Source organism: Reyranella sp., from assembly GCF_004297405.1.
Lineage (GTDB): Bacteria > Pseudomonadota > Alphaproteobacteria > Reyranellales > Reyranellaceae > Reyranella.
Genome location: NZ_SCVC01000021.1, coordinates 113,327 through 139,265, shown reverse-complemented (window position 1 = coordinate 139,265; position 25,939 = coordinate 113,327). Strand labels below are relative to the sequence as shown.

Below are 25,939 nucleotides of genomic sequence, written 5' to 3'. Positions count from 1 at the left end.
ATGGCAGAGACGACAAAGGTCGTCGCGAAGATGCGGGATCGGGCCGGCAAAGGGGGCGCCCGTTCCAGTCGTCGCGAAGGACTGATTCCCGCCGTGATCTACGGCGACAAGCAGCCTCCCGTCATGATCGCGGTCGAACCCAAGACGATCGAGCGCGAGCTGCAAAAGGAAGGCTACTTCAACCACCGGCTCAAGATTGCCGTCGACGGTACGGACTTCGACGTCCTGCCGCGTGACGTCCAGGTCGATCCGGTGACGGACAAGCCCCTCCATCTCGACTTCCTGCGGATCGGGCCCGACTCGATCATCACCGTGCAGGTGCCCGTTCACTTCAGGAACGAAGTGGCATCTCCCGGCATCAAGCGCGGCGGCGTGTTGAACGTCGTGCTGCACGAAATCACCGTGCGCACCAAGGCCGACAAGATTCCGGAGTTCTTCGAGGTCGATCTGACCGGCCTCGAGATCGGCCACTCGATCCACATGTCGACCCTCGCCATTCCCGAGGGCGTGCGCGTGGTGACTCGCGACAACAACGCCACCGTGGCGTCGATTGCCGCACCGACCGTGGTGCGCGAAACGACGACGGATGCGGGCGCGGCAGCGCCGGCCGAAGGTGCAGCAGCGGCTCCGGCGGCTGGTGCAGCGGCGGCTCCGGCAGCTGGTGCCAAGGCACCGGCTCCGGCCAAGAAGTAAGCAGCGGGCGAAGGTACCGCTCGGTCGATGCTCCTGCTGGTCGGGCTCGGCAATCCCGGGCCACGCTATGCGGGGCACCGGCACAACGTTGGATTCATGGCGGTGGACGAGATCGTCCGCCGCCGTGTTTTCTCGCCATGGCGCACCCGCTTTCACGGCGAAGTGGCCGAGGGACATCTCGGCGGCGAGCGCGTCATCGCGCTGAAACCGATGACCTTCATGAACGAGTCGAGCAAGGCGGTAGGCGAAGCCGTGCGCTTCCTCAAGGTCCCGCTCGACCGCGTCGTGGTGTTCCACGACGAACTCGATATTGCACCCGGACGGGTACGCATGAAGAAGGGCGGCGGCGCCGGGGGCCATAACGGCCTGCGCGACATCGACGCCCATGTCGGCAAGGACTATCGCCGCGTTCGCATCGGCATCGGCCATCCTGGCCACAAGGATCTCGTGCTGCATTGGGTGCTGCGCGATTTCGAGCCCGACGAGCGCGACTCCAAGACGGGTTGGCTGCCCAAGGTACTGAACGCACTCGCCGAGGAATCGGCGCTGCTGGTCGAAGGTGGCGCCAAGGCCGACGAGAAATACATGAGCCGGGTGGCGCATCTCGCGCCGCCTCCTAATCTTCCGCCCAGGCTGGACATCAAAGAGTAGATCATGGGTTTCAACTGCGGAATCGTCGGGCTGCCCAATGTCGGCAAGTCGACCCTGTTCAATGCGCTCACGGCCACGCAGGCAGCGCAGGCGGCCAACTATCCGTTCTGCACCATCGAGCCGAATGTCGGCCGCGTCGCCGTGCCCGATCCGCGGCTGGACAAGCTCGCGGGCATCGCGAGCTCGGCCAAGATCATCAATACGCAGCTCGAATTCGTCGACATCGCGGGCCTGGTGAAGGGCGCCTCGCGCGGCGAAGGGCTGGGTAACCAGTTCCTGGGCAATATCCGCGAGGTCGACGCCATCGCGCACGTGCTGCGCTGCTTCGAGGACGGTGACGTGACGCACGTCTCGGGCAACGTCGACCCGGTGCGCGATGCCGAAATCGTCGAAACCGAGCTGATGCTCGCCGATCTCGACAGCCTCGAGAAGCGCCTGCCCGCCCTCGAGAAGCGTGCCAAGGGCGGCGACAAAGAAGCCGCCGCCGAAGCCCCGGTCGTGAAGAAGGTTCTGATCAACCTGCGCGACGGCAAGGCCGCCCGCGAGACCGAGATCAGCGACGACGAGCGGCCGGTCTTCGCGCGACTGCAGCTCATCACGGGCAAGCCGATGATGTACGTGCTGAACGTCGAGGAAGCCTCGGCTGCCACCGGCAACGAGCACAGCGCCAAGGCCGAGGCCTTTGCGAAGTCACGCGGCATGCCATCGGTCGTGATCTCGGCGGCCATCGAGGCCGAGGTGGCGCAGCTGCCGGCGGAGGACCAGAGCGACTATCTCGCATCGCTCGGCCTCAAGGAGACGGGCCTCGCGCGCGTGGTGCGGGCGGGCTATGGGCTGCTCGACCTCGTGACGTTCTTCACCGTCGGTCCAAAGGAAGCGCGCGCCTGGACGGTGCACCGCGACGCCAAGGCGCCGGAAGCGGCCGGTGTCATCCATACCGACTTCGAGAAGGGCTTCATCCGTGCCGAGACCATCGCCTACGACGACTACGTCACGTTGAATGGCGAAGCGGGCGCGCGCGATGCCGGCAAGCTCCGCCTCGAAGGCAAGGACTACGCGGTCAAGGACGGCGACGTCTTCCACTTCCGCTTCAACGTCTAGATATCAGGACCCGATCGTCCCGCCGCCCTTCCTAGTGATAGCGATCACCGAGGGGCGCGGCGGCGTGTTGTCCTTGAAGTCGGGCCAGCGCGTCGAGGGCTTCTCGAACGTCGATCCCCTGTCCTCGCCGGGATGCTGGATGGCGAGGAAGAGCGTGCTGTCGTCCGGTGTGAAGATCGGCCCGCACACCTCGGCACCAGTCGGAGCCTGATAGAAGCAACGTGTGAGGGCCCGTCCGAAGCCCGTCGTATCGGCGCCATAGACGCCGTCGGCGACACCCGCGGCGCTCGGGGCACCGTCGGTCACGATCCAGATACGCCCTTTGCTGTCGAAGGCGATGTTGTCGGGGCAGCTCAACCAGCCGTTATCAGACGTCGCGCGATGGTAGCGCGCGCCGGCATCCTGCCCGGGCTTACCGGCCAGCAGGAAGATCGACCACGTCCCTTCGGCGGACGCGTGGTCGCCGTCCTTGGGCGCGATCTCCAGAATGTGGCCGTGATCGTTGACCGCTCGCGGATTGGCCCTGTCGACCTGGTCGGCTTTGCGCAGACCGTTATTGGTCAACACGACGTAGACGCGGCCGTTCACGGGATTGGTTTCGATGTCCTCCGGCCGGTCCATTGGTGTGGGCTTCAGGAGATCGGCGGCGAGCCGCGTCTTCACTAGAACATCGCCTTGAGTCGCAAAGCCATTCTCCGCGGTCAGTGGCCCCTGCCCCTGGACAAGCGGCAGCCATTCGACTTTTCCGTCAGCGTTGAAACGTGCGACCGACAGCGTGCCGTCGTCCAGCAGGTTCTTGTTCGCGGCTCGGTCGTTGGGATTCCACGGCCTGGAAGTGACGAACCGGTAGACATACTCGAAGCGCTCGTCGTCGCCGCTGTAGAAGACCACCCGCCCATCCTTGGCGAGAGCGTAGGTGCAACCCTCGTGCTTGAAGCGGCCGAGTGCGGTGCGCTTGATTGGCGTCGAGGTGGGATCGTAGGGATCGATCTCGACCACCCAGCCAAACCGGTTAGGCTCGTTCGGCTCCTTGTCGAAGTCGAAGCGATCGACATGCCTGCTCCAGGCATTGGCCGCCCGGCCGACGCCATAGCGCTTGGCGAGTTCGGCATCCGCCAGCTTCGCCGGGTCGCCGCCAAAGTAGAAGTTGAAGTTTTCCTCGCAGGTCAGCCACGTGCCCCACGGCGTGCTGCCGCCCGCACAATTGCCGAACGTGCCGAAAACCTTGGTGCCGGCCGGATCGGCCGAAGTCTTGAGCTTGTCGTGACCGGCGGCCGGACCGGAGAATTCCATCGCTGTCGTGGCGGTGATGCGGCGCGCGAACTTGCTGTCGGGCACCACCTTCCAGCCACTGCCGTCGCGCGCGATCTCGATGACCGCGCCGCCAACGGACGCCATCTCGATGGCGACCTGTTCCTTCGAGGCCTTCAGAGCGGCATCTCTGCCGCTGCCAAGGCCCGCGAACATCAGGTTGGGATTAGTGTATTCGTGGTTGGCGACCATCAGGAAGCGGTCGCCGCTGCCGCTGCCGGCCGGCACCGGATAGAGGCCGAGATAGTCGTTGTTGTAGCCGAACTGCTTTTCCTGAGCCGCAGCCGTAAGCTCCGCTGGATCGAAGGCCGGCGCACCGGCGAGGATTGGATCGCCCCAGCGGATCAGCACCTGCATGTCGTAGCCTTCGGACACGTGCTGCGTCGCGTCGAGCGTGTGAGCCAGCTCCTTGAAGGTGAGCGACGACGGACCGGCCGCCTGCGCCTCCGCCGTCGACACGCTGAAAGGATTGCCGAGTGCGGCAACCGCGCCGAGGCCGGCGAATCCGCGTAGCGCATCGCGCCGATTGAGACGCCGCTCGATCAGCTCGCCAATCGAGGGCTCGCCGCTGACATTCACGCCGACATCGTCGGGATCGATGAAGTCGTCCTTGGGGGCACTCATGCAATCTCCTGGACAGCAGGCCATCTGGGTAGCGGCCAAAGATGTCGTTTCCATTACGATCTTGGCCGCCACGCGGCACGATCCACAAGGACCGTCAGCAAACCGTAGCGCGATGTCTGTAGCAGGCAGACGTCACATCCTCTGAAGAGAAAAACATGCGAACAAACCTGCTTCTCGGCGCCTCCCTGGCAGCTCTCATGCTGGCCGCCTTCCCCGCGTCAGCTCAGACCAAGTTTCCGGCGACGCTGGAAGGCCATGTTGTGCTGCCGGCGATGACCCTGGTGCCGGCGCCGGCCGATGCGCCGCAGGAACTGCAGATTTCCGGCCGCTATGCCGGGCCGGCAGGACAGCGCGTGGACACGCCCGAGAGCGTCCAGGCCTTCTCCGCCCTGTCGGACAAGGCCGCGCCCCGCCCCACCGGCCTTAGCCTGCCGCTCAAGGGTCAGCCGGTGCAGGGCCTGTCGGGCATCAAGAACCTGAAGGACGGCAGCTTCCTCACGCTGACCGACAATGGCTTCGGGTCCAAGGCCAACTCGCCCGACGCCATGCTGATGTTCCATGTGCTGAAGCCCGACTGGAAGAGCGGCGCCGTCGAGCGGGTCTCCACCACCTTCCTGCACGATCCCGATCGCAAGGTGCCGTTCCGCATCGTCAACGAGAACACGCCCAAGCGTTACCTGACTGGCTCGGACTTCGACATCGAGTCGATCCAGCCGATCGGCGACACGCTGTGGTTCGGTGATGAGTTCGGCCCGTTCCTGATCAAAACCGACCGCAACGGCAAGGTCCTGCAGGTCGTCGAGACCAAGGTCGACGGCAAGCCAGTGCGGTCACCCGATCATCCGGCAGTCGTCATGCCGGGCGCGCCCGGTCCGGTAAAGTTCGAGGTCCGGCGCAGCAAGGGCTTCGAGGGCATGGCCGCCTCGCCCGACGGCAAGTTCCTCTATCCCCTTCTCGAAGGCCCGCTGGTGACCGAGGCCGGCGAACTCGAAGCGAAAGACGGCAAGCGCTACCTGCGCATCCTCGAGTTCGACACCGCCAAGGGCGAGTACACCGGCAAGAGCTACAAGTACGCCCTCGACGCACCGACTAATTCGATCGGCGACTTCAACCTGATCGACGCCAATAGCGGCCTGATCATCGAGCGCGACGACACCGAAGGCGATGCGGCGCAGGCTTGCCCCGCGGGGGCGCCGAAGCCCGATTGCTTCAACGTGCCAGCGAAGTTCAAGCGCATCTACAAGGTCGATCTTGGCCAGGCCGATGCCGACGGCTTCGTGAAGAAGATGGGCTACATCGACCTGATGGATATCCAGGACCCGAACAAGGTCGCCCGTCAGGGCGGAAAGGACGGCAAGCTCACCTTCCCGTTCTTCACCATCGAGAATGTCGACATCATCGACGGCGACCGCATCATCGTCGGCAACGACAACAACCTGCCCTTCTCGTCGGGTCGCGCGCTCGGCAAGTCGGACGATAACGAGCTCATCCTGCTGAAGGTCACCGACCTCCTGCAGGCGAAGTAGCTACTCGGTCACGTCGAGTGCCACCTTCTCGCGCTTCTTGCGGAGCGCGGGAAGGAGCGGCGCCAAGAGCAGCAGGGCCGCTACGGCCAGACAGGCCAGCGAGATCGGGCGGGTGACGAAGATGTCGAAGTTGCCCTCGCTCAGGATCAGCCCCTTGCGCAGGTTGTTCTCCAGCATCGGGCCAAGCACGAAGGCCAGCACCAGCGGCGCCGCCTCGTAGCCGAACTTGCGCATCAGGTAGCCCAGCACGCCGGTGGTGATCATCACGAACACGTCGAACACCGCATTGCCCGACGCGAAGACGCCGACGATGCAGAACATCAGGATCAACGGGAACAGGATCTTGTAGGGCGCCTTCAGTACCTGCACCCACATGCCGATCAACGGCATGTTCAGCACCAGCAACATGATGTTGCCGACATACATGCTGGCGATGATGCCCCAGAAGATCCCCGGATTCTGGCTCATCATCAGCGGCCCAGGCTGCAGGCCGTGGATGATGAAAGCACCCAGCAGCAGCGCCATGATGACGTTGGGCGGGATGCCGAGCGTCATCAGCGGAATGAAGGCACCGCCGGCCGCCGCGTTGTTGGCCGCTTCCGGTCCCGCCACGCCTTCGATGGCGCCCTTGCCGAACCGCTCGGGCGTGCGCGAAAGCTTCTTCTCGATGGCGTAGGAGGCGAAGGAGGAGATCACCGCGCCGCCACCCGGCAGCACACCCAGCAGGAACCCGAGGAGCGTCCCACGCCCGATCGGACCGGCGCTCGCCTTCAGGTCCTCGCGCGAAGGCCACAGGCTGCCGATGCGCGACTGCACGATGTCGCGGCGGATCTGCTGCTCGATGTTGCTCAGGATCTCGGCGACGCCGAACAGGCCCATGACCACCGGCACGAGGCCGATGCCGTCGACCAGCTCCAAGCGATCGAAGGTCAGACGCGGCATGGCATTGATCTGGTCCAAGCCCACCAGGCCGATCACCACGCCGACCGCCGCCATCAGCAGCGCCTTGGCCATCGACCCCTGCGTCAGGAACGACAGGATGGTGAGACCGAGCACCATCAGACTGAAATATTCCGGCGGACCGAACGCCACGGCGACCTTGGCCAGGATCGGCGCCACCAGCATCAGCGCGATGATGGCGAAGGTGCCGGCAGCGAAGGAGCCGAGGGCGGCGATGCCCAGCGCCGGGCCGGCGCGACCGCGCTTGGCCATCTCATGACCATCGAGGCAGGTAACGACCGAGGCCGCCTCGCCCGGAATGTTCACCAGTACGGCCGTGGTCGAGCCGCCATACATGGAGCCGTAGTAGATACCGGCCATCATGATGATGCCGGACTCGGGCGTCCCGGAGAGCGTGACCGGTAGCAGCAGCGACATGGCCGAGATCGGCCCGATGCCGGGCAGCACGCCGACCAGGGTGCCGATGAAGACGCCGATGAAACAATAGAGAAGGTTAATGGGGTCGAAGGCGACCGCGAAACCCTGAGCCAGGCCAGCAACAACTTCCATGTGTTCAGCCCAGCAATGGCAGGCCTTCGAGCCAGCTTCCCTTCGGAAGCTGGACCAACAGGACCTTTTCGAGGACGTACCAGACGCCGACCGCCGCCACGATCGAGATCGGGATGGAGAGCACAGGCTTCACGGGATCGACGAATGTCATCAGGAAGAGCAGCAGCGCCAGGCTGCAGATGACGAAGCCCAGTTGCTCGAACAGGAAGCCGAAGGCAATGAGCGCCAGGATCACGAGGAGCACGTTGCGCCAACGTGCCCCCTGCCACAGCTCACCGAGCAGCGGTCCTTTGCCCCGCACACCGTTAAGGGCGATCGAAATCGCCAGGGCCGAGATCAGCAGGCCGAGCCAGAAGAAGACGAAACCCGAACCCGGCTCGCGCAGGCTACCGAGCTCGAGCAGCCAGCCTTGCCAGGTGACGAAGACGCCGAAGGCCAGCCAGAACAGACCACCCCAGAACTCAGCACGCCGCACCATCGTCAGGACGTCTTCCTCTCTTCTCTCGATCTAGCTCTTCTTGGCGAGCCCGAGCTGGTCGACCACCACACGCTGCTCGTCATATTGCTGCTTGGCGAACTTGGCATAGTCGGCCGTGTTCATGTAGCGCTTGGGATAGTCATATTTGACGCGCAGCTCGACCACCTTGGGATCGTCGAGCGCCGCCTTGAACGCATCGTGCAGTTTCTGCACCACGGCCGGATCCATGCCCTTGGGACCGGCGAGGCCGAACGGCGAATCGAGCGTGAGGTCGAACCCGACTTCCTTGAGCGTCGGCACATTGGGCCAACGCGCGTTGCGCTCTTGCGTCCAGATGCAGAGCAGGCGGAACTTGCCCGAATCAACCATCGGCGCCCAGCCGGTGGCATCGGCGTCGGCCATGACATGGCCGCCTTCGAGGGCAGCCCAGCCCTCGGGACCGCCCTTGAACGGCACGTGGGTGAACTTCACGCCGGCCTTCTGCGCGATCTGCTCCATGCCGATGTGCAGCGAGCTGCCCGCGCCCGGCGTGGCGTAAGTGAACTTGCCGGGATTGGCCTTCGCGAACTCGATCACGTCGGCGAAGGTCTTGATCGGCGAATCCGCCCGCACCACGACGCCGAACGTGTAGGCCGAGGTATGAAGGATCCAGGTGAAGTCCTTCATCGGATCGTAGGGCGTCTTCTGCATGTGCGGCAGACGGAAGATCGTCACCGGCATCTGCGAAATCGTGTAGCCGTCGGGCTTGGCGCCGGCCGCCATGCTGGCAGGGCCGCTCGTGCCGGAACCGCCGGTGCGGTTGTCGATGATCACCGGCTGACCGAGGATCTTGGCGGCCGCATCCCCCATGGCGCGATGCCAGAGATCGACACCGCTGCCGGCCGGCCACGGCATGATCAAGGTGATCGGCTTGTTAGGGAAATCCTTCGCGCCTTGCGCGCGAAGGATGGACGGGGCGAAGACGCCGGCGGCGACCGCGCCCGATGAGACCATAAGTGAACGACGACGCATGATGGTTGGCTCCTCCCGGGGCCGTTTCGTTGTTATCGCGATTAGTATTTTTGTTGTCGTTGTTCGCCCTCGCCGTTCAGCTCTTGGCTGCGAGGCCGAGCTTCTCGATCACTGCCTTTTCCTCGAGATAAAGCTGGCGGGCGAACTTGTCGTAGGCGGCCGTCGTCATGTAACGCGGGATCATGTCGTACTTCTCGAGGGTGGCGATCACGGCCTTGTCCTCGAGCGCCACCTTGAAGGCATCGTCGATCTTCTTGACCACGGCCGGGTCCATGTTCTTCGGACCGCCGATACCGAACGGCGAATCGAACACCATGTCGAAACCCAGCTCCTTCAGCGTCGGCGCGTCCGGCCAGTTCTTGGTGCGCTTCTCCGTCCAGACGCAGAGCAGCCGGAGCTGGCCGCCATCGACCAGCGGCTTCCAGCCGGTGGAGTCAGCCTGCAAGGTCGTGTGCTTGCCCAGCACGGCGGCATTGGTTTCCGCGCCGCCCTTGAAGGGAACCTGGGTCCACTTGATGCCGGCTTGGGCAGCGATCCGCTCCATGCCGATATGCAGGGACGTACCGGCGCCCGGCGTGCCGTAGGTCACCTTGCCCGGGTTGGCCTTGGCGAACTCGATGACTTCCTTGAACGTCTTGAAGGGCTGGTCGGCCGCCGTGGTGACGCCGAAGGTGTAGCCGCTGAGATGCGAGATGTAGGTGAAGTCCTTCATCGGATCGAAGGCGGTCTTCTGCATCACCGGAAGACGGAACACCGAGATCGGAAGCTGGGCGATCGTGTAGCCGTCGGGCTTGGCGGTGGCAGCCATCGTTGCCGGACCGAGCGTGCCTGCTGCGCCACCTTTGTTGTCGACCTGGAAAGGCTGGCCCAGCACCTTGCTCGCCGATTCACACATGGCGCGCAGGGTGATGTCGCTCGAACCACCGGCCGGCCACGGCACGATGAAGGTGATGGGCTTGCTGGGATAGGTCTGTGCGCGCGCCGCTGGCAGGTAAAGCGGCATTCCGACACCGGCAGCGATCACCGTGCCCAGGCCACCTTTAACGATACCGCGACGACGCATAGCCATTTTGTTTCCCTCCAACTGAAATCTTTCGGCAACCTGTACGATGGTTTGGTCGAAGTAAAGGCATCGCAGTCCGACTGCTACGGTAAGACGCGCTTCATCCACGCCGCGGTCGCCTGCGCGTCCTGACTCTCGCTCGTTTCGAGTTTCTCGATCACGCGTTTACGATCTTCAAGGTCACGATTCTGGCTGAGCTTGATCTTCGTTTCGACCCGCGACAGCGCCATGCGAAACGCGACGATGCCTTTGGTCTGTGCTTCGGCATTGCCCGGCGGCAAACGGCGCAGGCTCCAGGAATCATCGCCTGCGCCTTCATAAGCTGTAGCAAGCTTGGTGAGGACGTCGAGTGCGCCTTGGGTATCCTCGATCACCTGCGGCCGACCATAGGCGTGGACCGTGACGTAGTTCCATGTCGGCACTTTCACACCCGGCGCATACCAGGTGGGTGAAACATAAGCGTGCGGCCCCCAAAACAACGCCAGCGAATCGGCGTTGCGCTCGAACAGCTTCCAATGTGCGTTGGCACGCGCCATGTGTCCGACCAACGATCCATGCGGTGTATCGTCGTTCTGCCAGAGCAGAGACAGATGCGTGGCCACAGGCGCGCCGTCGTCGCCGGCGGTCATCAGTAGCGCCCAGCTATGAGCCAGCATGATCTCGCGGCCGATGGCATCGTCGCCTTCGAAATGTTTCGGGATGTACATGGCGCGCCTCTCCGGCGGGTTCGGCTGAATGGTTGAACCCGGTCGCATTACCATGTCCAATGCCGCCCGCAACGAGGAGGAATTTTCATGGGCGAAGATATTCGACTTAAGTCAGCCGCCGGCGAAATCGGCGCCTATCTCGCGACTCCGGCCGGCACCGCCAAAGGTGGCATCGTCGTCATCCAGGAAATTTTCGGCGTCAACCATCACATCCGCGCCGTGACCGACAAGTTCGCGGCCGACGGGTATATCGCGCTGGCGCCGCGTTTCTTCGACCATATCAAGACCGGCGTCGAGCTCGGCTATACGCCCGACACGATCGCCGAAGGCCGCAAGTACGTGACGGAACTCGGCCTCGACAAGCCAGTGCAGGACGTCGACGCCGCCATCGCCGAGCTGAAGAAGCGCGGCGCCAAGAAGGTCGGCGTCACCGGCTTCTGCTGGGGCGGCACCATCACCTGGCTGTCGGCGACGCGGCTCAAGCCGGATGCGGCGATCGCCTACTACGGCGGCGGCATCCATGGCACGCGGACCGAAAAGCCCACCGTGCCGACGATGATGCATTTCGGCGACAAGGACATGCACATCCCGATGGAGCATGTGAACGAGCTGCGCAAACTTCATCCCGGCGTGCAGATCTTCGACTATCCGGCAGACCACGGCTTCCATTGCGACGAGCGCGGCAGCTACGACGCTGCGGCCTCCAAGCAAGCCTATGAACGCACCCTGGCGTTCATGGCCAAGCACGTTGGCTAGGAAACCTTCCCAAAAGACCTTCGAGCCCGGCGCACGCGGCCCCCTGAACGGGGTCCGCGTCGTCGATCTGTCTCGGCTGGTCGCCGGCAATGTGCTGACCTTGCAGCTCGCCGACTTCGGCGCCGAGGTCATCAAGATCGAACCGCCGGAAGGCGACACCTTGCGCTCCTGGCGGGTCAAGGGCGTCGAGACGGCGTGGAAGGTCTATAGCCGCAACAAGAAGAGCGTGGCCTTGGATCTGCGATCCGACGCCGGCCGCACCATCGTGCGCGAGCTGGCGAAGTCGGCCGCGATTCTGGTCGAGAGTTTCCGGCCGGGCGTCATGGAGGATATGGGGCTCTCGCCCGCCGAGCTGCACGAGATCAATCCCAAGCTGGTGATCCTGCGCATTTCCGGCTGGGGCCAGGACGGCCGCTACCGCCACAAGCCGGGGTTCGGCACCCTGATCGAAGGCTACAGCGGCTTTGCCTCGATGAATGGCTTCGCCGATCGAGAGCCGGTGCTGCCGCCGATGTATCTCGCGGATTGCATGGCCGCCCTCAACGGCTATGGCGCCGTGATGGTGGCGTTGCGCGAGGTCGAGATGAACGGCGGCAAGGGCCAGACGCTCGACCTGCCGCTGTTCGATCCGCTGTTTTCGATGCTTGGCCCGCAGGCCGCCAACCACAAGCTCACCGGCGACGTGAAAGTGCGCACCGGCAGCCGCTCGACCAATGCGGCGCCGCGCAACGTCTATCAAACGAAGGACGGCCACTGGGTCTGCCTCTCGGCCTCGACGCAGGGCATGGCCGAACGCGTGCTGGTGAAGATCGGCCGGCCCGAACTGGTGAAGGATCCACGCTTCGCGACCAACATCGAGCGCGTAAAGAACGGCATCGAGCTCGACGAGATCATCGGTGGCTTCATCGCCGCGCGCGATCTCGAGGAGAACCTGAAGTACTTCGACGAGGCTGGCGTTACCATTGGCCCGGTCAACGACATCTCGCAGATCGTGCAGGATCCCTACGTGCTGGAGCGCGAAGCGCTGATCGAGATTCCCGACGAGGATATGGGCGAACTGCCGACACATTCTGTCGTGCCGCGGCTCTCCGGCACACCCGGTGCGTTGAAGAGCGCCGCGCCGAGGATCGGCCAGCACAATGAGGAGCTGCTGAAGCCACTGCTGGGGGCAGCCGAGTACGATCGGCTTTGTGCTTCGGGCGCCATCTCCAAAGGAAAGAAGAAGTGACCGTCCACCGCCCCGCTCCACCTGTCTGGCGTTCGATCCTCTATGTGCCAGGCAATGTGCCGAAGTTCATCGACAAGGCGCATGAGCGTGGCGCGGACTGCGTGCTGGTCGATCTCGAAGACAGCGTCCAGCCAGCGCAGAAGCCGGAGGCTCGTGCCATGCTGGCCGAGACGATGAAGAAGGTGGCGCAGAGCGGCGCCGACGTCGCGGTGCGCATCAACCGGCCGCTGCGTCTCGCCATTCCCGACATCGAGGCCGCCGTCCGGCCAGGTCTTTCGGCGCTCTTCATTACAAAAACCGAAGGCGTGCAGCATCTGCGACTGCTCGACGAGATGGTGACCGAGCTGGAGCGCGAGCGCGGCATGCCGGTGGGCAGCGTGGGTTTCGGCGCCATGATCGAACATCCGCGCGCTCTCACTGAGCTGCACGACATTGCCGAGCGCGGCCCCCGCGTTATCGTCATGATGCTGGGCGGCGAGGACTTCGCCCTGGAAACCGGGTCAGTGCCGGGCGACGAGACGCTCGAGATGCCCAAGCGCATGGTGGCTTTCGCCGCGCAGGCACACGGCGTTGCCATGATCGGCATCCTGGGTACCGTCGCCGATTACTCCGACCCCGAGGCCTACAAGAAGAGCGCCGTCCGGGCGCGCCGTTTCGGCTTCTCCGGCGGCACCTGCATTCACCCCGGCCTCGTGCAGGCGCTCAACGAGGCTTTCACGCCGGAGGCCGAAGAAGTGGCTTATGCCCGCAAGCTGATCGCGGCCGACGAGAAAGCCGCAGCTGAGGGCCGCGGCTCTTTCTCAGTCGATGGCAAAATGATCGACATCCCGGTAATCGACCGGGCTCGTCGCCTGATCCAACGCTACGAAGCCATCGAACACCGCCGGCTCAGGAAGGCTTAGATCGCCCTCCTGAGCTCATAGGGTGTTTGCTCAGGCGTCGACCAGATCGGCTGGCGACCGCCAACGACGGACTTCGGTAACGTCCGTAAGATCAGATGTGAAGGCAATGACCTCGGCCGTGACGCCGGCATTGAAGCTCTGAAGCAGAACTTCCCTACCGTTCGAGAACTTCACGGCATCCTTGTGCGCGTAGGCGCCGCCTTCCACGCGTGTCATCACCACTTCCTCGGTCTGCCCTACAGCGTAGGCCTGCTGCACGGCCTCACCGATACCTTCCAGCCGCAGCCGGGCATCGGCTGGGATGCACACGGCGGTTTCGCAGTCGCGGGCGGCCGTGAAGCCCATGGTGCCGCTGGGGAAGCGGCGAAGCGTGTATTGCTCGTCTTCAGTCGCAGGACGTGAACGATAAAGCTCCAACGAGTAGTCACACATGACGCCCTCCTGGGTAGTGGACGTCACTTGGAAGTAGGATGAACACCCCGGCGATCAAGGGTGTAGTCGCACGATCGGTGAATTATCGGTTCGCATGGTTTCCTCATCCTTCGATAAGGACCGACACCCAAAGAAAAAGCCCCATACCTGAAGTATGGGGCTTTGCTATTCGAGAGGTGCTGAACCTCAGTGCTTGTCGGACCACACCATACGCTTCACGGCGTACATGAATCCCGCCAGCGCCAGCAGGAACAGGATGACCCGCACGCCCGTGCGCTTGCGGTCTTCCATGTGCGGCTCGGACGCCCAAGCCAGGAACTCGACGACGTCGGATGCTTCCTGGTCGGTCGTTGCCTTGGTGCCGTCGGCGTAGGTCACCTTGTCGTCCGCCAGCGGCGCCGCCATGGCGATCTTGTGGCCCGGGAAGTACTTGTTGAAGTTGTCGTCCTTGGTGACTGCGAACTCCTTGATCTGCTCGGGCGTCAGCTTGTCGTAGGGGACATAGCCGGTGAGCAGGCCGTGGAGGTAGTTCGGGCCATCCGCGCGCGCCTTGACGATGACGCTGAGGTCGGGCGGCGCCTTGCCGTTATTGGCGGCAGCGGCGGCAGCCTGGTTCGGGAACGGCTTCTTGAAGCGGTCCGACGGGCGGGCGGGCCGGTCGATCGGCTGGCCGTCATCGTTGAGATCGGGGACGGTGATGTCCTTGATCAGATCCTTCACCTGGTTCTCGGTAAGACCGAGTTCCATCAGGTTGCGATAGGCCAGGAGCTGCAGCGAATGGCAGGCCGCGCAGACCTCTTGATAGACCTGATAGCCGCGCTGGGCGGCCGCGCGATCGAACGTGCCGAACGGCCCCTGGAAATGCCACTTCTTCTGTGGCGGCTGCTCCGTCGTGCCGGCCGCGATAGCGACCGCGCCGGTGGCGAGGGCTGCGAGTGCGATGGCACCCGTGGCAAGTAGCTTACGCATGGCTCTTACACCGCCTTCTTCTTGAGCACCGCGTCGGCGATGCTGGGCGGCAATGGCAACGGCCGTTCGATCTTGCCCAAGACCGGCAGCAGAATGAGGAAGTGGAAGAAGTAATAGAGCGTGGCGAGCTGCGACAGCGGCACCCAGAAGCCTTCCGGCGGGTTGGCGCCGCAGAAGCCCAGGACGATCACGTCGACCACCAGCACCATCATGAACCACTTGTAGATCGGCCGGAACGTGGCCGACCGGACGCGCGAGGTGTCGAGCCAGGGCAGGATGAACAGCACGGCGATGGCGCCGAACATGGCGAGCACGCCGCCGAGCTTGTCCGGAATGGCGCGCAGGATCGCGTAGAACGGCAGGAAGTACCATTCGGGCACGATATGCGCCGGTGTCACCAGCGGGTCGGCCGGGATGTAGTTGTCCGGATGGCCCATGTAGTCGGGCGCGAAGAAGACGAAGGCGGCATAGATGATCAGGAAGACCATCACGCCGAAGCCGTCCTTCATCGTGTAGTACGGATGAAAGGGAACGGTGTCCTGCGGGCCCTTCGGGTCGATGCCGGTCGGGTTGTTCGAGCCGTGGATGTGCAGCGCCACGACGTGCAGCGCCACGACGGCCACGATGACGAACGGCAGCAGGTAGTGCAGGGCGAAGAAGCGGTTGAGCGTCGGGTTGTCGACGGCGAAGCCGCCCCACAGCCAGGTCACGATCGACTCGCCGACCACCGGGATGGCGGAGAACAGGTTGGTGATGACGGTGGCGCCCCAGAAGCTCATCTGGCCCCACGGCAGCACGTAGCCCATGAAGGCCGTGGCCATCATCAGCAGGAAAATGACGACACCCAGGATCCACAGCAGTTCGCGCGGCGCCTTGTAGGAGCCGTAGTACATGCCGCGGAAGATATGAATGTAGACGGCGATGAAGAAGAACGACGCGCCGTTCATATGCAGGTCGCGGATCAGCCAGCCCTGCGGCACGTCACGGTCGATACGCTCCACCGAGTCGAAGGCCATCAGCACATGCGGCGTGTAGTTGGTCGCCAGCACAATGCCCGTCGCGATCATGAGGACCAGCATCACCGTGGCGATCGCGCCGAAATTCCAGAAGTAGTTGAAATTCCGGGGCGTCGGGAAGGTGTGATACTCCTTCTCGATATACGAGAAGATCGGCAGGCGGTGATCGATCCAGGCGACCACCTTGTTATTGAAGACCGGCGGCGTGCCGTGTGACGAAGCCATTGCTGTGAACTCCAGCGAGATCAGTGGCGGGCGATCGACGTCGATCAGCCGATGCGAACGAGGCTATCGGTCGAGAACAGGTACTCTGGAACCACGAGGTTCTTCGGTGCCGGTCCCTTACGAATGCGTCCAGACGTGTCGTAGCTCGAGCCGTGGCAGGGGCAGAACCAGCCACCGTACTCGCCCTTCGGGTCGCCCGGCTTGTTGCCGAGCGGCACGCAGCCGAGATGGGTGCAGACACCGATCATGATCAGCCATTCCGGGCGGACCTTCTTGGCAGTGTCGGTGACACGCGAATTGTCGGTCTGCGGATCTGGCAGGGCCGACAGCGGCACCGCCTCGGCTTCCTTGATCTCTTCCGGCGTGCGGTGCCGGATGAATACCGGCTTGCCGCGCCACTTCACGGTGACAGCCTGGCCGACCTGGATCGGGGTGACGTTCACCTCGATGGTCGACAGCGCGAGCGTGTCGGCGGCGGGATTGAGGTTGTTGATGAAGGGCCACGCGGTGGCCGCTGCACCGACGCCGGCAAGGGCGCCCGTCGCGACCATGAGGAAGTCGCGCCGGGTCGGGTCGCTGTGCCCGCCAGCTGGAATGCTTGAAGACGCCATGATTTCTCTCTTCCATCCCCCCGAGGAGATGGGGCCTTTAAACCGCGAAAGCCCCTTATGTTTCAAGGCTCTGTTGGTCGCAGTCCCGAAAGGCGGCGTTCTGTGACAGCGTGCCGCATCGGGCTTCCGCGACGCGGACGAGGATACAAGGGCCATGCAACTGGCCCTCTTCGAGCCCGACATCCCGCAGAACCTTGGTGCCTTCATCCGCCTCTCGGCGTGCCTAGACGTCCCACTGCACATCATCGAACCCTGCGGCTTCCCGGTCGACGACAAGCGGATGCGGCGGGCGTCCATGGACTATTACGATCTGGCGACCCTGGTTCGGCACGCTTCCTGGGCGGCGTTCCAGCGAGATCGGCCCGGCGGACGGCTCGTCCTGCTGACCACGGCTGGCGCCGTCCCCCTGCCTCAGGCCCGCTTCGAGGCTGACGACATCCTGCTGCTCGGCCGCGAGAGCGCCGGCGTTCCGGCCGACGTGCATGACGCAGCCGGGCTCAGGGTCCGCGTGCCGCTCAAAAAGGGCGCACGTTCGCTCAATGTCGCGCTGGCAGGCGCGATGGTATTGAGCGAGGCGCTTCGCCAGACCTCGGGATTCCAAGACCTCGCATGACCCAGCCCGCCCGCCACGCCACCGGCCCCCAAGGCCCCTCTCCGCTGCCCGACGACCTGACCGTGACCCAACGCAAGACCGAGGCGCGGACCTGGTTCGAAGGGTTGCGCGACAGGATCTGCGCCACCTTCGAGAAGATCGAGGCTGAACACGAGGGCACGCATCGCGACAAGCCGGCAGGCCGCTTCGAGCGCAAGCCCTGGCAGCGCGACAAGGGACCGAACGGCGAAGACCGTGGTGGCGGCACCATGGCGCTGATGCGCGGCCGAGTCTTCGAAAAGGTGGGCGTCAACGTCTCGACCGTGTTCGGCGAGTTCAGCCCGGAGTTCCGCAATCAGATCCCCGGCGCCAACCAGGATCCGCGCTTCTTCGCCTCCGGCATCTCGCTGGTCGCCCACATGCAGTCGCCCAAGGTGCCGGCGGTGCATATGAATACGCGGTTCATCGTGACCACGCGGAGCTGGTTCGGTGGTGGCGCCGATCTGACGCCGATGGTGCCGCATGCCCCGGATACAAGAGATTTCCACACCACGCTGCGCGCTGCCTGCGACGCGCACGACGCGACCTACTATCAGCGCTTCAAGGAATGGTGCGACGAATACTTCTTCCTGCCGCATCGCAACGAGGCGCGCGGCGTCGGCGGCATCTTCTACGACTATCTCGACAGCGGCGACCATGCGCGTGACTTCGCGTTCACGCGTGATATCGGTACGGCCTTCCTCGATATCTATCCCAAGCTGGTACGTCGCCACATGAACGAGTCCTGGACCGAGGCCGAGCGTACCCATCAGCTCACGCGGCGCGGACGCTACGTCGAATTCAATCTGCTCCACGATCGCGGCACCAAGTTCGGCCTTATGACCGGCGGCAATGTCGAGGCGATCCTGATGTCGCTGCCGCCGGAGGTGCGCTGGCCGTAATCGCGCCCCGCCGAACTGAAAATTGCCACAAGGCGGAACAAATCTCTCATCGAGCGTGCCATGTCGCTTCGACCGGCGCATGAGAAGAGCAACGAGAAAATGACAACGGGAGGAAATCAATGACTCGTCACCTTACACGTCGTGCTGCCCTGGTCGCAGCTAGCGCACTGCCGGCCGCCGCGCTGCTACCAGCCAGCTCGCGCGCACAAGCTCCTTGGACACCGACTCAAGGTGTGCGCGTCGTCGTTCCGGCTGCACCGGGCGGCGGCACGGACATCATGGGCCGTCTGCTGGCCGCCCATCTCCAGGAAGCGTGGGGCCAGTCCTGTGTCGTCGACAACAAGTCGGGTGCCGGTGGCGTGATCGGTTCGACCGAAGTCGTGAAGTCGAAGCCCGATGGCTACACCATCCTGATGGGCAATATCGGCCCGCAGGCGATTGCTTACTCTCTCTATCGCAACATGCCCTATACACCGGCGAGCCTGATCCCGGTGTCGAACGCCATCACCGCACCCAACGTGCTGGTCGTTCACCCATCAGTGCCGGCCAAGACCATTCCAGAATTCGTCGCCTGGCTGAAAGCGCAGAACGGCAAGGCCTCCTATGCCTCGTCCGGCACCGGCCAGTCACCGCACCTCAGCGCCGCCTGGTTCCTCCAGCTCACCGGCACCAAAGCCGAACACGTCCCCTATCGAGGCGCCGCACCGGCGCTCGCCGATTTGACGGCGGGGGTGACGCAGTTCTTCTTCGACAATCTCACCACCTCCATCGAGTTCATCCGCGCAAACAAACTCCGGGGACTGGGTCTGACGTCGGCACAACGGAGTCCTGCGGCGCCCGAGCTGGTGCCGATTTGCGAGACCATGCCCGAGCTGAAGCCGTTCGACGTCTCGACCTGGTTCGGCGTCTTCCTCCCGGCTGGCACGCCGAAGCCGATCGTCGATTCGCTCAATGCCCAGATGAAGGTCTGGCTCGACAGCCCGAAGACCAAGGAGCGCATCGCGACCATGGCAAGCACACCGGCCTATGGAACGCCCGAGCAGTTCGCCCAGTTCGTCACCGCCCAGATCGCGCAATGGAAGGGTGTCATCGACAAGGAAGGGCTGAAGCTCGACGTCAACTGATCGCACGTAAAGGGAGTTGCGGCATGACAAGCAATGACGTTCTGGTCGAACGCAACGGCCCGGTGACGACCGTGATCATCAACCGGCCGGCGGCGCGAAACGCCTGCACGGTCGCGACAGTGAAGGCGTTGCACGATGCCTTCATGGCCTTCGAGGCCGACGAGACGGCTAAGGTGGCCGTTCTCACCGGCCAGGGCAGCACCTTCTGTGCTGGCGCCGACCTCAAGGAGCTGGCGAGCGGCGCCGCGCTCGGCTTCTGCTGGGCGGGCGAAGACAAGGGCGTCACCCAGCGCATGTTGAAGAAACCGGTCATCGCCGGCGTCTCGGGCCACGCGGTCGCCGCGGGCCTTGCACTGGCTGTCTGGTGCGACCTGCGTGTCGCCGACGAGACGGCGGTCTTCGGTGTGTTCTGCCGCCGCTATGGTGGTCCGATGCCGAATGGTTGCACGGTGCGCCTGCCGCGTCTGATCGGCCAGAGCCGCGCCCTCGACATGATGCTGACGGGCCGCGCCGTCGACGCCAAAGAGGCACACGCGATCGGCCTCGTGAACCGCCTCGTGAAGGCAGGCGAAGCGCGCCAGGAAGCCGAGCGGCTGGCGCACGAACTCGCCGGACTGCCACAGATCGCCATGCTTTCAGATCGCGACTCGCTGATCAAGCAGTGGGACTTGCCGGAAGACGCTGCCATTCGTCTCGAGATCGAAGGCAGCAAGGCCGCTTTCGCGCAGGGCTTCCAGTCCGGTGCAGGACGCTTCGTGCAGGGTGTCGGCCGCCATGGCGAGGCCGTCGGCCAATAACTGTCAGCGTGTCGGCCAGTTCCAGGCCGGTCGTTCATCGTCGGGAACGACCGTCTCGCCCAACTTCTTGGTAAGCACGATCTGGCGAGCGCCTGCCTTGTGCAAGGCGGAAACCAGCGTCGCTGCGTGCGAGACGACAATGACCTGGGAATGCTCGGAGGCCTTGGCGATCAATCGCGCCAATGGCGCCAGCAGATCGGGATGCAGGCTGGTCTCCGGCTCGTTGAGGATCATCAACGGAGACGGCCGCGGCGACAGCAGAGCAGCAACCAGAAGAAGGTAGCGCAAGGTGCCGTCCGAGAGTTCGGAGGTCCTGAGCGAGCGCAGCAATCCATGCTGGTTCATCTCGATCTCGAAAAGTCCCTCGGCGTCGCGAACGTCGATCGAACCGCCCGGAAAGGCATCCGCAATCGCCGCGTCGAGTTCGTCGTTCGCACCCACTTCCTGAATCGTCGCAATGGCAGCCGCGAGGTCGGCGCCATCGGCCGCCAGCACCGGCGTGCGCGTGCCGATCTGCGGCCGTCGCGCCGGCGCATCGCTGTCGGTGCGGAAGTGATCGTAGAAGCGCCAGCCGCGCATATGCTCGCGCATCAACAGCAGCTCGGCGCCATCGTCGGGATTGCTGCAATGGGTCAGCATGCTGTCATAGGACGCGAGCTTGTCGTAGGCCGCCCGCCAGCTTCCTTCCTGATCACGCAGGCTCACATACGGCCCTTTGCGCTGCGCAAAGACATTGGCGCGTCCCAGGACGACGCCGGTCCACAAAGCCTCTGACTTGATCTCGGGATCGCGGCCGAAGCGCGATCTCGGCACGGGCACTGGAATGCCGAGATCGATGGCATAACCATATTCTTCAGAAGCGAAACCCAGCTTCAGGCTGACCGGCCCTTTGCGCACCAAACCTTGCACCGGCTGATTGCCCGCCTTCATGGCACGGGAGAACGCCTCCGGCCCGGCCCACAGTGCCGAAGGCAGACCGCCTTCGATCGCCAGCGATTGGATGATCCGGCCTTGCGCAACATCGGCCAGCAGCCGCAACGCGCGATAGAGACTGGATTTGCCGCTGCCGTTCGCGCCGGTGACGACCGTGAGCGGTCCCAGCTCCAGCCGAACATCGCGCAGGGAGCGATAGCCCGAGATGCAAAGCCGCGTGATGATGTTCATCGGCGGCGAGCAAAGACCTTGCCGGCAAGAAGCGGCGCGGCGAACAGCAGAAGCACCAGCAGGAGATAAGGCGCACCCCACCAGAATGCGAAGCGATCGAGGAAGGATGCCGGATCCTCGTCGTACGTCACGCGTGCATAGAGAAAGTCGACCAGCACCGTCGACGTCGGCCACAGCAGCGCCGCGAGAAGGGCCGCCTCGAACCAGTTCGGTCCCCTCGTCCGCCGCGCATGGATGATGGCCATCATCACGACGTAGGGCGCCGGCACCAGCACCTTGTACCATTCGACCGTACGCACCGAGAGCGTCGCAGCGATCCAGGTATCGCCGACCAGGTCGTTCAACACGACGAAGGCCGCGATCGCGAACCACAGAAGGAAGGTCAGACCGGGACGGATCACGACGATATCCGGACGAGTCGTTCGAGTTCGGCGAGGCAAGCCGCTCGGTTGGCGGTGAAATCGCCAGAGATCCACCACTGCTCCACCGCTTCGATCAGCGCGCCGACGCGAGGGCCGGGCTTCAGGCCGAGCTTCAGGGCATCGCCGCCGCTTATCGGCAGTTCCGGCGGCGTCCAGGCGCGCGCCATCGCCAGCGCAGCGCGCCAATCACCTGAAGCTTCCGCCGCCAGGAGCAGCCGGTCGGCATAAAGGTTACCGCCCAGGCGATAGATCCCGGCACGCCATGCCTTCGGGCCACCGGATATGTCGATCGCGGGTTCAGCCGCCAGCATCACATCGAGCCGCAGTGATTCTTGCGTGGAAAGCTTCAGCCGCTTGCCGATCGCCGTCGCGTCGGCGCCCATCGGCAGGATCGCCGCCAGCCGGCGCAGCGGATCGGGCCTGTCCTCACGGGCGATCAGCGCGCGCAGGCATGCAGCACCGACACATTCCGGCAGCCACTGATCGAGAATGGCCGCTTCGACCATTGCGGCAATCGTATCCGCAGGATCGGGCGCCTTGAGAAGGCGCAGCAACTCCTTCGACACGCGCTCGCCCGAGAGGCCACGCAAGGAGCCGGCATTGCGGCGGCAGGCATCGAAGCTCGCCGCATCGAAGGGTGGCTTGCCGTACCAGGCATGAAAGCGAAAGAAGCGCAGCACGCGCAGCCGATCCTCGGCGATGCGCGTCTCGGCATCGCCGATGAAGCGCACGCGCGCTTCGGCGAGATCACGGCGGCCGTCGAATGGATCGTACAGCGTGCCGTCGCGGTCGGCGTAAAGTGCATTGAAGGTAAAGTCGCGCCGGCTGGCGTCTTCCAGCCAATCGTCCGTGAAGGCGACGACGGCACGGCGACCATCGGTTTCGACATCGCGCCGCAGGGTCGTGAGTTCAAACGGCCGGCCGTCGATCACCGCCGTCACTGTCCCATGCTTGATGCCGGTCGGCACGACCTTGAGTTTTGCCGCTTCCAGGGCGCGCATCACGGCTTCCGGCTTGGTATCGACTGCCAGGTCATAGTCGTCGATGGCACGACCGAGCACGCTGTTGCGCACGCAGCCACCGACGAAGCGCGCGACGATGCCCGCCCCATCGAGGGTGGCAAAGAGGGTCTGCACCGCAGGATCATCCGCCCACGGCACGGCCTCGAGACGACCCATTGGTTTCATCGGGCCAGCTTCATGATGCGAAGAGCCCGCCGTAACCCTGATCCTGCGTGAAGAACATGACGATGAAGCCGATGATCGCGCAGGTGCAGCCGGCGATGCCGAGCCAGGTCATCGGCAAGTCCTGCCAGGACGGCAGGGTGCCGGCGAGCTGCCGGTCCTGCTTGATCTTCACGGCCCACGCCCAAAGAAAGAAGGCAACGGTCGGCGCCAGCACGAGGCCCAGGACCAGAAGAACGATACGCATGATGGCTCCAGCCCTGCGTCAGTCGGCAGCGGTCAGGACGAATTGCAGGTTCTTCAGCATACCGGCCGTCGCGCCCCAGATGTAGCGCTCGCCATAAGGCATGGCGTAATAGCGCCGCTCCCGCCCCTGCCAGACCCGGCTGTCGATACGGTGATTGCGTTCGTCGAGAAAATGGTCGAGCGGCACCTCGAAGACGTCGGCCACTTCGCGTGGGTCTGCACGGGTCGTGAATCCGGGCGTGACGATGCCGACGATCGGCGTGATCTCGTAGCCTGTGCCAGTGCGATAATGATCGACCGGGCCGATTACTTCGATGAAATCGCGCGTGAGGCCCACTTCTTCCTCGGTTTCCCGCAGAGCGGTCGCGATTTCGTCGGGGTCGTCGGCCTGACGCCGACCGCCTGGAAAGGCGATCTGGCCGGCGTGGCTTGGCATATCTTCCGTACGCTGGGTCAGCAGGACGGTAAGTCCCGGTTCGCGACGCACCAGCGGCACGAGCACAGCCGCCGGTCGCCAGACCTCGGGTAATGGCACCACACCGCTTAGGGAGAAGTCGCTACCGAGAGGTGCCTGGAGAACGGGCAATCCGGATGCCAAACGCCGGCTGCGTTCGCCGACCCGCCGCACAATTTCGTCAACCGTCATGCCCTTGTTCCGGCCTCATTTCTGGGCTTCCCTCAATCATAATTCCCCTGACGACAGGAGCGCCCTGGTGGCCCCCGACACATCCACTGCTACCGACGCCGACGCCCAGGCCGCCCTCGCCGATATCGAGCGGTTGGGTGGACAGCTCCGTGCTGCCCGCGCCGCCATTGGCCAAGTCATATATGGCCAGCAGGACGTCATCGATCAAACGTTGGTTGCGCTGCTCTCGGGCGGCCACCTGTTGCTGATCGGCGTGCCGGGCCTCGCCAAGACCAAGCTGGTCGACACGCTGGGCGTCGTGCTCGGCATGGACGCCAAGCGCATCCAGTTCACGCCCGACCTGATGCCGGCCGACATTCTGGGCTCGGAGATCCTCGAGGAAAGCGACGCCGGTCGGCGCTCCTTCCGCTTCCTGCAGGGCCCGGTCTTCGCCCAGCTCCTGATGGCGGACGAAATCAACCGCGCCAGCCCACGTACGCAATCGGCGCTGCTGCAAAGCATGCAGGAAAAGCACGTCACCGTCGCCGGCAAGCGCTACGACCTGCCGGCGCCCTTCCATGTGCTGGCGACGCAGAACCCGCTCGAGCAGGAGGGCACCTATCCGCTGCCCGAAGCGCAGCTCGACCGCTTCCTGCTGCAGATCGACGTCGGTTACCCCGACGAGGCGGCGGAGCGCCAGATCATGATCGGCACCACGGGCGCCGTTCAGGTAACGCCGGTGCAGGCACTGACGCCGGCCGATTTGATGGCAGCGCAGGCACTGGTTCGCCGCTTGCCGATCGGCGAGAGCGTGGTCGACGCCATCCTGAAGCTGGTCCGCGCCGGCCGGCCCGAGCACACCGATCTCGATATTGTCCGCCAGCGCGTCGCCTGGGGACCCGGTCCGCGCGCCAGCCAGGCCTTCATGCTGGCCTGCCGCGCGCGCGCCATCATCCAGGGCCGCATCGCGCCATCGGTCGATGATGTCGTGGCGCTGGCCGGCCCCATCCTGCGTCATCGCATGGCGGTGAATTTCTCGGCACGCGCCGAAGGCGTGACCGTGGAGTCCGTGATCGCCCAGATGTGCGCCCGCCTCGCCTGATGCCGGCTTGAGCATTGCACCGCGGGAGCCGATGGCCGCACCTTCAACCCTCAACCGATCGCTGGAACTCGCCGGAACGCTGCCTGCCTTGATGGTGGCGGCCGATCGCGTCGCTGCGACCGTGATCCAGGGCGTGCACGGTCGACGTCGTGTCGGCCAGGGCGATGCCTTCTGGCAATACCGCCCCTATCGCGACGGTGACAGCGCCAGCCAGATCGACTGGCGCCAGAGCGCGCGCAGCCGCAACCTCTTCGTGCGCGAGACCGAATGGGAGGCCGCCGCCAGCGTCTGGCTGTGGCGTGATGCGTCGCCCTCCATGCAGTACGCCTCGCTGCGCAACATCGATACCAAGGCGGTCCGCGCCGAGGTGATCACGCTGGCACTGGCCAGCCTGCTGACCGACGCCGCCGAACGGGTCGCCGTGCTGGGCACCGGCATGCGCCCGATCACAGGCCGTCTCGCCGTCCGGCGTGTGGCTGAAACCCTGTTCGACGAGACACGCGACAGTACGCGTACGCCTCCCAGTCTGCCGCCAATGGTGCCCCTGCCGGCACACGGCACCGTGGTGCTGGTCTCCGACTGGCTCGACCCGCTGGAGAAGATCGAGGACATCATCCGCTACTACGCGAGCGTCGGCGTCCGCGGCCATCTCGTGCAGGTGCTCGACCCTGCCGAGGAAGACTTGCCCTTCGACGGGCATGTGAAGTTCGAAGGGCTGGAAGCCGAGGGCCAGCACACGATCCGTCGCGTCGAAACGGTGCGCACGGCCTATGGCGCACGCCTCGCCGCCCAACGGGAGGGCCTTCAGCGGCTCGCCCGCCCCGCCAACTGGACAGTGCACCTGCACCGTACCGACCGGCCCGCGCAGACCGTCCTGCTTTCCCTTTACCTCGCCATGGCCGACCTGCGTCGGCTGACGGTGGCCTGAG

General features: G+C 64.4%; 28 protein-coding genes. 13 read left to right on the top strand and 15 right to left on the bottom strand.

Annotated features, from left to right (window positions below):
- From EPO50_RS14320 to ychF, 3 genes are read left to right on the top strand one after another with little or no spacing between them, the layout of a single operon-like run.
- Window positions 1-693: a 50S ribosomal protein L25/general stress protein Ctc gene (locus tag EPO50_RS14320; RefSeq protein WP_296345097.1), complete on the top strand. Its 693-nt coding sequence runs from the start codon at window positions 1-3 to the stop codon at window positions 691-693.
- Window positions 694-720: 27 nt separating this feature from the next.
- Window positions 721-1,344 carry an aminoacyl-tRNA hydrolase gene (gene pth / locus EPO50_RS14315; RefSeq protein ID WP_296345095.1) on the top strand — a complete coding sequence of 208 codons (624 nt, stop codon included), beginning with the start codon at window positions 721-723 and terminating at the stop codon, window positions 1,342-1,344.
- 3 nt (window positions 1,345-1,347) lie between these two features.
- The gene (gene ychF, locus EPO50_RS14310) at window positions 1,348-2,445 is read left to right on the top strand and encodes a redox-regulated ATPase YchF (protein WP_296345093.1); all 1,098 of its coding nucleotides are present in this window, start codon (window positions 1,348-1,350) and stop codon (window positions 2,443-2,445) included.
- A 3-nt stretch (window positions 2,446-2,448) separates the two neighbouring features.
- Here the strand turns inward: ychF and EPO50_RS14305 are convergent, their stop codons facing one another.
- On the bottom strand, window positions 2,449-4,380 hold the full coding sequence (locus EPO50_RS14305) for a PhoX family phosphatase (protein WP_296345091.1): 1,932 nt from the start codon (window positions 4,378-4,380) through the stop codon (window positions 2,449-2,451).
- Between the two features lie 155 nt (window positions 4,381-4,535).
- On the opposite strand from EPO50_RS14305, the gene EPO50_RS14300 reads away from it, so the two are divergent.
- Window positions 4,536-5,906: an esterase-like activity of phytase family protein gene (locus EPO50_RS14300; RefSeq protein WP_296345089.1), complete on the top strand. Its 1,371-nt coding sequence runs from the start codon at window positions 4,536-4,538 to the stop codon at window positions 5,904-5,906.
- On the opposite strand, the gene EPO50_RS14295 is transcribed toward EPO50_RS14300, so the two are convergent.
- The 5 genes from EPO50_RS14295 to EPO50_RS14275 form a co-directional block, all read right to left on the bottom strand.
- Window positions 5,907-7,415 (bottom strand): tripartite tricarboxylate transporter permease, encoded by a 1,509-nt coding sequence (locus tag EPO50_RS14295; protein ID WP_296345087.1) that lies wholly within the window; start codon window positions 7,413-7,415, stop codon window positions 5,907-5,909. It lies immediately after the preceding gene.
- A gap of 4 nt (window positions 7,416-7,419) precedes the next feature.
- On the bottom strand, window positions 7,420-7,893 hold the full coding sequence (locus tag EPO50_RS14290; RefSeq protein ID WP_296345085.1) for a tripartite tricarboxylate transporter TctB family protein: 474 nt from the start codon (window positions 7,891-7,893) through the stop codon (window positions 7,420-7,422).
- A gap of 30 nt (window positions 7,894-7,923) precedes the next feature.
- Window positions 7,924-8,904, bottom strand: a complete 981-nt coding sequence (locus EPO50_RS14285; protein ID WP_296345083.1) for a tripartite tricarboxylate transporter substrate binding protein — start codon at window positions 8,902-8,904, stop codon at window positions 7,924-7,926.
- 76 nt (window positions 8,905-8,980) lie between these two features.
- On the bottom strand, window positions 8,981-9,907 hold the full coding sequence (locus tag EPO50_RS14280) for a tripartite tricarboxylate transporter substrate binding protein (RefSeq protein WP_296345804.1): 927 nt from the start codon (window positions 9,905-9,907) through the stop codon (window positions 8,981-8,983).
- Window positions 9,908-10,050: 143 nt separating this feature from the next.
- Window positions 10,051-10,674 (bottom strand): FMN-binding negative transcriptional regulator, encoded by a 624-nt coding sequence (locus EPO50_RS14275; protein ID WP_296345081.1) that lies wholly within the window; start codon window positions 10,672-10,674, stop codon window positions 10,051-10,053.
- 87 nt (window positions 10,675-10,761) lie between these two features.
- Between EPO50_RS14275 and EPO50_RS14270 the strand changes: the two genes are divergently transcribed.
- Genes EPO50_RS14270 through EPO50_RS14260 form a run of 3 tightly spaced genes read left to right on the top strand, consistent with a single transcriptional unit; the run spans window position 10,762 to window position 13,560 of the window.
- The gene (locus EPO50_RS14270; RefSeq protein WP_296345080.1) at window positions 10,762-11,430 is read left to right on the top strand and encodes a dienelactone hydrolase family protein; all 669 of its coding nucleotides are present in this window, start codon (window positions 10,762-10,764) and stop codon (window positions 11,428-11,430) included.
- A complete protein-coding gene (locus EPO50_RS14265; RefSeq protein WP_296345078.1) occupies window positions 11,423-12,658 on the top strand; it encodes a CaiB/BaiF CoA-transferase family protein in 1,236 nt (411 codons plus the stop codon). The genes EPO50_RS14270 and EPO50_RS14265 overlap by 8 nt, the downstream gene beginning before the upstream one ends.
- Window positions 12,655-13,560: a CoA ester lyase gene (locus tag EPO50_RS14260; RefSeq protein ID WP_296345076.1), complete on the top strand. Its 906-nt coding sequence runs from the start codon at window positions 12,655-12,657 to the stop codon at window positions 13,558-13,560. Before EPO50_RS14265 ends, EPO50_RS14260 begins: the two co-directional genes overlap by 4 nt.
- Before the next feature lie 30 nt (window positions 13,561-13,590).
- Here the strand turns inward: EPO50_RS14260 and EPO50_RS14255 are convergent, their stop codons facing one another.
- The 4 genes from EPO50_RS14255 to petA form a co-directional block, all read right to left on the bottom strand.
- Window positions 13,591-13,992, bottom strand: coding sequence for a hypothetical protein (locus tag EPO50_RS14255; protein WP_296345074.1), 402 nt, complete (start codon window positions 13,990-13,992; stop codon window positions 13,591-13,593).
- Between the two features lie 186 nt (window positions 13,993-14,178).
- A complete protein-coding gene (locus tag EPO50_RS14250; protein WP_296345072.1) occupies window positions 14,179-14,961 on the bottom strand; it encodes a cytochrome c1 in 783 nt (260 codons plus the stop codon).
- A gap of 5 nt (window positions 14,962-14,966) precedes the next feature.
- Window positions 14,967-16,202: a cytochrome b N-terminal domain-containing protein gene (locus tag EPO50_RS14245; protein WP_296345069.1), complete on the bottom strand. Its 1,236-nt coding sequence runs from the start codon at window positions 16,200-16,202 to the stop codon at window positions 14,967-14,969.
- 44 nt (window positions 16,203-16,246) lie between these two features.
- Window positions 16,247-16,813 (bottom strand): ubiquinol-cytochrome c reductase iron-sulfur subunit, encoded by a 567-nt coding sequence (gene petA / locus EPO50_RS14240; RefSeq protein ID WP_296345067.1) that lies wholly within the window; start codon window positions 16,811-16,813, stop codon window positions 16,247-16,249.
- Window positions 16,814-16,967: 154 nt separating this feature from the next.
- Between petA and EPO50_RS14235 the strand changes: the two genes are divergently transcribed.
- From EPO50_RS14235 to EPO50_RS14220, 4 genes are all read left to right on the top strand, one after another.
- A complete protein-coding gene (locus EPO50_RS14235; protein WP_296345064.1) occupies window positions 16,968-17,426 on the top strand; it encodes a tRNA (cytidine(34)-2'-O)-methyltransferase in 459 nt (152 codons plus the stop codon).
- Window positions 17,423-18,346: an oxygen-dependent coproporphyrinogen oxidase gene (hemF, locus tag EPO50_RS14230; protein ID WP_296345062.1), complete on the top strand. Its 924-nt coding sequence runs from the start codon at window positions 17,423-17,425 to the stop codon at window positions 18,344-18,346. The genes EPO50_RS14235 and hemF overlap by 4 nt, the downstream gene beginning before the upstream one ends.
- Before the next feature lie 119 nt (window positions 18,347-18,465).
- Window positions 18,466-19,470, top strand: a complete 1,005-nt coding sequence (locus EPO50_RS14225; RefSeq protein ID WP_296345060.1) for a tripartite tricarboxylate transporter substrate binding protein — start codon at window positions 18,466-18,468, stop codon at window positions 19,468-19,470.
- A gap of 23 nt (window positions 19,471-19,493) precedes the next feature.
- Window positions 19,494-20,267 (top strand): crotonase/enoyl-CoA hydratase family protein, encoded by a 774-nt coding sequence (locus EPO50_RS14220; RefSeq protein ID WP_296345058.1) that lies wholly within the window; start codon window positions 19,494-19,496, stop codon window positions 20,265-20,267.
- A gap of 3 nt (window positions 20,268-20,270) precedes the next feature.
- Here the strand turns inward: EPO50_RS14220 and EPO50_RS14215 are convergent, their stop codons facing one another.
- From EPO50_RS14215 to EPO50_RS14195, 5 genes are read right to left on the bottom strand one after another with little or no spacing between them, the layout of a single operon-like run.
- Complete coding sequence (locus tag EPO50_RS14215; protein ID WP_296345803.1) at window positions 20,271-21,425, bottom strand: AAA family ATPase; 1,155 nt, start codon at window positions 21,423-21,425, stop codon at window positions 20,271-20,273.
- A 2-nt stretch (window positions 21,426-21,427) separates the two neighbouring features.
- Window positions 21,428-21,832: a hypothetical protein gene (locus EPO50_RS14210; RefSeq protein ID WP_296345056.1), complete on the bottom strand. Its 405-nt coding sequence runs from the start codon at window positions 21,830-21,832 to the stop codon at window positions 21,428-21,430.
- On the bottom strand, window positions 21,829-23,031 hold the full coding sequence (locus tag EPO50_RS14205; protein ID WP_296345054.1) for a CCA tRNA nucleotidyltransferase: 1,203 nt from the start codon (window positions 23,029-23,031) through the stop codon (window positions 21,829-21,831). Before EPO50_RS14205 ends, EPO50_RS14210 begins: the two co-directional genes overlap by 4 nt.
- A 19-nt stretch (window positions 23,032-23,050) precedes the next feature.
- Window positions 23,051-23,284: a hypothetical protein gene (locus tag EPO50_RS14200; RefSeq protein ID WP_296345052.1), complete on the bottom strand. Its 234-nt coding sequence runs from the start codon at window positions 23,282-23,284 to the stop codon at window positions 23,051-23,053.
- 18 nt (window positions 23,285-23,302) lie between these two features.
- Window positions 23,303-23,929 (bottom strand): CoA pyrophosphatase, encoded by a 627-nt coding sequence (locus EPO50_RS14195; RefSeq protein ID WP_296345051.1) that lies wholly within the window; start codon window positions 23,927-23,929, stop codon window positions 23,303-23,305.
- A 67-nt stretch (window positions 23,930-23,996) separates the two neighbouring features.
- Between EPO50_RS14195 and EPO50_RS14190 the strand changes: the two genes are divergently transcribed.
- Together EPO50_RS14190 and EPO50_RS14185 are read left to right on the top strand one after the other, a co-directional pair.
- Window positions 23,997-25,010, top strand: coding sequence for a MoxR family ATPase (locus EPO50_RS14190; RefSeq protein WP_296345049.1), 1,014 nt, complete (start codon window positions 23,997-23,999; stop codon window positions 25,008-25,010).
- A gap of 31 nt (window positions 25,011-25,041) precedes the next feature.
- Window positions 25,042-25,938, top strand: coding sequence for a DUF58 domain-containing protein (locus EPO50_RS14185; RefSeq protein WP_296345047.1), 897 nt, complete (start codon window positions 25,042-25,044; stop codon window positions 25,936-25,938).
- The last annotated feature ends 1 nt before the right edge of the window (window position 25,939 follow it).

Bases quoted from the DNA above. Each gene is read 5' to 3' on its own strand.
- EPO50_RS14275 (WP_296345081.1), bottom strand. From the start codon at position 10,674: ATGTACATCCCGAAACATTTCGAAGGCGACGATGCCATCGGCCGCGAG.
- EPO50_RS14255 (WP_296345074.1), bottom strand. From the start codon at position 13,992: ATGTGTGACTACTCGTTGGAGCTTTATCGTTCACGTCCTGCGACTGAA.
- EPO50_RS14300 (WP_296345089.1), top strand. From the start codon at position 4,536: ATGCGAACAAACCTGCTTCTCGGCGCCTCCCTGGCAGCTCTCATGCTG.
- EPO50_RS14280 (WP_296345804.1), bottom strand. From the start codon at position 9,907: ATGCCGCTTTACCTGCCAGCGGCGCGCGCACAGACCTATCCCAGCAAG.
- hemF (WP_296345062.1), top strand. From the start codon at position 17,423: ATGACCCAGCCCGCCCGCCACGCCACCGGCCCCCAAGGCCCCTCTCCG.
- EPO50_RS14290 (WP_296345085.1), bottom strand. From the start codon at position 7,893: ATGGTGCGGCGTGCTGAGTTCTGGGGTGGTCTGTTCTGGCTGGCCTTC.
- EPO50_RS14220 (WP_296345058.1), top strand. From the start codon at position 19,494: ATGACAAGCAATGACGTTCTGGTCGAACGCAACGGCCCGGTGACGACC.
- EPO50_RS14250 (WP_296345072.1), bottom strand. From the start codon at position 14,961: ATGCGTAAGCTACTTGCCACGGGTGCCATCGCACTCGCAGCCCTCGCC.
- EPO50_RS14295 (WP_296345087.1), bottom strand. From the start codon at position 7,415: ATGGAAGTTGTTGCTGGCCTGGCTCAGGGTTTCGCGGTCGCCTTCGAC.
- EPO50_RS14285 (WP_296345083.1), bottom strand. From the start codon at position 8,904: ATGCGTCGTCGTTCACTTATGGTCTCATCGGGCGCGGTCGCCGCCGGC.
- ychF (WP_296345093.1), top strand. From the start codon at position 1,348: ATGGGTTTCAACTGCGGAATCGTCGGGCTGCCCAATGTCGGCAAGTCG.
- EPO50_RS14205 (WP_296345054.1), bottom strand. From the start codon at position 23,031: ATGGGTCGTCTCGAGGCCGTGCCGTGGGCGGATGATCCTGCGGTGCAG.
- EPO50_RS14200 (WP_296345052.1), bottom strand. From the start codon at position 23,284: ATGCGTATCGTTCTTCTGGTCCTGGGCCTCGTGCTGGCGCCGACCGTT.
- EPO50_RS14245 (WP_296345069.1), bottom strand. From the start codon at position 16,202: ATGGCTTCGTCACACGGCACGCCGCCGGTCTTCAATAACAAGGTGGTC.
- EPO50_RS14195 (WP_296345051.1), bottom strand. From the start codon at position 23,929: ATGACGGTTGACGAAATTGTGCGGCGGGTCGGCGAACGCAGCCGGCGT.
- EPO50_RS14185 (WP_296345047.1), top strand. From the start codon at position 25,042: ATGGCCGCACCTTCAACCCTCAACCGATCGCTGGAACTCGCCGGAACG.
- EPO50_RS14270 (WP_296345080.1), top strand. From the start codon at position 10,762: ATGGGCGAAGATATTCGACTTAAGTCAGCCGCCGGCGAAATCGGCGCC.
- EPO50_RS14305 (WP_296345091.1), bottom strand. From the start codon at position 4,380: ATGAGTGCCCCCAAGGACGACTTCATCGATCCCGACGATGTCGGCGTG.
- pth (WP_296345095.1), top strand. From the start codon at position 721: ATGCTCCTGCTGGTCGGGCTCGGCAATCCCGGGCCACGCTATGCGGGG.
- EPO50_RS14225 (WP_296345060.1), top strand. From the start codon at position 18,466: ATGACTCGTCACCTTACACGTCGTGCTGCCCTGGTCGCAGCTAGCGCA.
- EPO50_RS14235 (WP_296345064.1), top strand. From the start codon at position 16,968: ATGCAACTGGCCCTCTTCGAGCCCGACATCCCGCAGAACCTTGGTGCC.
- petA (WP_296345067.1), bottom strand. From the start codon at position 16,813: ATGGCGTCTTCAAGCATTCCAGCTGGCGGGCACAGCGACCCGACCCGG.
- EPO50_RS14320 (WP_296345097.1), top strand. From the start codon at position 1: ATGGCAGAGACGACAAAGGTCGTCGCGAAGATGCGGGATCGGGCCGGC.